The sequence below is a fragment of the Devosia sp. genome (assembly GCF_017307565.1).
GTDB lineage: Bacteria > Pseudomonadota > Alphaproteobacteria > Rhizobiales > Devosiaceae > Devosia.
In genome coordinates this window covers 1-2,219 of the sequence record NZ_JAFKHD010000009.1, presented here as the reverse complement: position 1 = coordinate 2,219, position 2,219 = coordinate 1, and the positions used below count along the sequence as shown (strand labels likewise).

General features: G+C 62.6%; 3 protein-coding genes. All 3 read left to right on the top strand.

Annotated elements, in window-relative coordinates; all coding sequences use genetic code 11:
• On the top strand, positions 1 to 498 hold a 498-nt coding region (locus J0I64_RS00110), incomplete at its 5' end, for an N-formylglutamate amidohydrolase (protein WP_291405251.1).
• Positions 491 to 1,003 carry a TRAP transporter small permease subunit gene (locus tag J0I64_RS00105; RefSeq protein ID WP_291405249.1) on the top strand — a complete coding sequence of 171 codons (513 nt, stop codon included), beginning with the start codon at positions 491 to 493 and terminating at the stop codon, positions 1,001 to 1,003. The genes J0I64_RS00110 and J0I64_RS00105, both read left to right, overlap by 8 nt.
• Positions 1,000 to 2,219, top strand: a 1,220-nt coding sequence (locus J0I64_RS00100) for a TRAP transporter large permease subunit (RefSeq protein ID WP_291405247.1), incomplete at its 3' end; no start/stop codon positions are given. The genes J0I64_RS00105 and J0I64_RS00100, both read left to right, overlap by 4 nt.

The window sequence follows — 2,219 nt, the reverse complement described above, 5'->3', positions numbered from 1 at the left end:
ACGATCCCCGGCAATTCGGGCTTGAGCGAGAGCGAGAGGCAGGCGCGCATCGAGATGGCGTGGCGCCCGTTCCACGACACGGTCGCGGCGACGGTCGAGGCGCGGCAGGCGGCGGGGCGCGAGACGCGGCTGGTGTCGGTGCACTCCTTCACGCCCGTCTATTTCGGCAAGCAGCGGCCGTGGCATATCGGCATCATCCATGACGGCGACGAGCGCATCGCCGCTCCGCTGCTCCGTGCCCTGAACGGCGTTGCCGGCATCGTCGTCGGCGACAACGAGCCGTATTCCCCGGCCGACCTGGTTTACTTCACGCTGGAAAAGCATGCGCGCTCGCGCGGCCTTGCCTGTGCCATGATCGAGATCCGCAACGACGCCATCGCGACAGGGGCCGACCAGGCGCGGTGGGCGCGGCTGCTTGCAGCGATGCTGGACAAACTCGAGGTTTCGGGCGGCGCAGCGCCGGCCATGGCTTCGTCATCGGGAGGGCGGCATGCCTGAACCCATCAAGCTTTTCGTGCGCTATGTCGACAAGATGAACTATGGCGTCGGGCGCTTCGCCATGTACCTCATCTTCCCGATGGGGGCGATCCTGCTCTACTCGACGGTGATGCGGCTCATCCTCGGCTACCCGGTGAACTGGGCGCTGGAGATGACGCAGTTCATGCTGTCAGCCTACTATCTGCTCGGCGGCGCCTATTCCATGCAGCTCGACGCGCATGTGCGCATGGACCTGTTCTACTCCAACATGAAGCCGAGGACGCGCGCGATCACCGATTCCATCACGATCCTCGCCGTCATCTTCTATCTGTGCGTGCTGCTCGGCGGAGGCATTTCCTCGACCAACTATGCGATCGTCTACGGGCAGAAGAACTATACGGCCTGGGGGCCGCCGCTGTGGCCGATCAAGGTCGTCATGTGCATCGGCATCTTCCTCATGCTGCTGCAACTCATTTCCACCTTCATAAAAGACGTCGCCATCGCGCGCGGAAAGCCGATCGCATGAGCTCGGAATTCATCACTCTCTTCATGTTCGGTACCATGATGGTACTGCTCTTCACCGGGCAGCGCGTCTTCGGCGTCATCGGCTTCGTGGGTTGCACCGCCGCGCTGTGGCTGTGGGGCAAGGGATCTTTCGAGATGCCCTTCAATGCCTCCTTCCAGGTGATGAACTGGTATCCGCTGATCACCGTGCCGTTCTTCATCTTCATGGGCTATATGCTGTCGGAATCCGGCATCGCGACCAATCTCTACCGGTTGTTCCATGTCTGGGCCGGCCCGGTGCGCGGCGGCCTTGCGCTCGGCACCATCGGCCTGATGGTCCTGATCGCGGCCTTGAACGGCCTGTCCGTGGCCGGCATGGCGATCGGCGCCACCATCGCGCTGCCGCAATTGCTTAGGCACGGCTACGACAAGGTGATGGTCACCGGCGTCATCCAGGCGGGTTCGTCGCTCGGCATCCTGATTCCGCCCAGCGTGGTGCTGGTGCTCTACGCCATGATCGCGCGCCAGCCGGTGCTCGACCTGTGGCTCGCCGGCGTTGGCCCGGGGCTGCTTATGGCGGTCATCTTCGCAGCCTATGTCTACATACGCTGCCTTTTGCAGCCCGAGATCGGGCCTGCGCTGCCGGCGGAAGAACGCGCCCAGATCACCTGGTCCGAAAAATTCTCGCTGCTGCGCGCCGGCCTTCTGCCCATCGCCATCTTCGTCATCATGATGGGCCTGTTCATGTCGGGCACCACCAGCCTGGTGGAAAGCTCCGCGGTGGGCGCTGCGCTGGCGGCACTGGCGGCTTGGTGGGCGGGCAACCTGAACCGCAAGGTGTTCGAGGAATCGACGCGCAACACGCTCTCTATCTCGTGCATGTTCATGTGGATCATTCTCGGCGCGCTCTGCTTCAGCTCGGTCTACGACGGGCTCGGCGCGGTCAAGGCGGTCAAGACGCTGCTGATCGACACCTGGGAGTTTGGCCCCTGGACGGTGCTGATCCTGATGCTTCTATCATTCATCGTCATGGGCATGTTCCTGGACGACACGGCGATGCTGGTCATCGTGGCGCCGCTCTATATTCCACTGGTGAAAAGCCTCGGCTTCAATCCGATCTGGTTCGGCGTGCTCTACACCATCACCTGCCAGATCGCGTACATAACGCCGCCCTTCGGCTACAATCTGTTCCTGATGCGCGCGATGGCGCCGCCGGAGATAACGTTGATAGATATCTA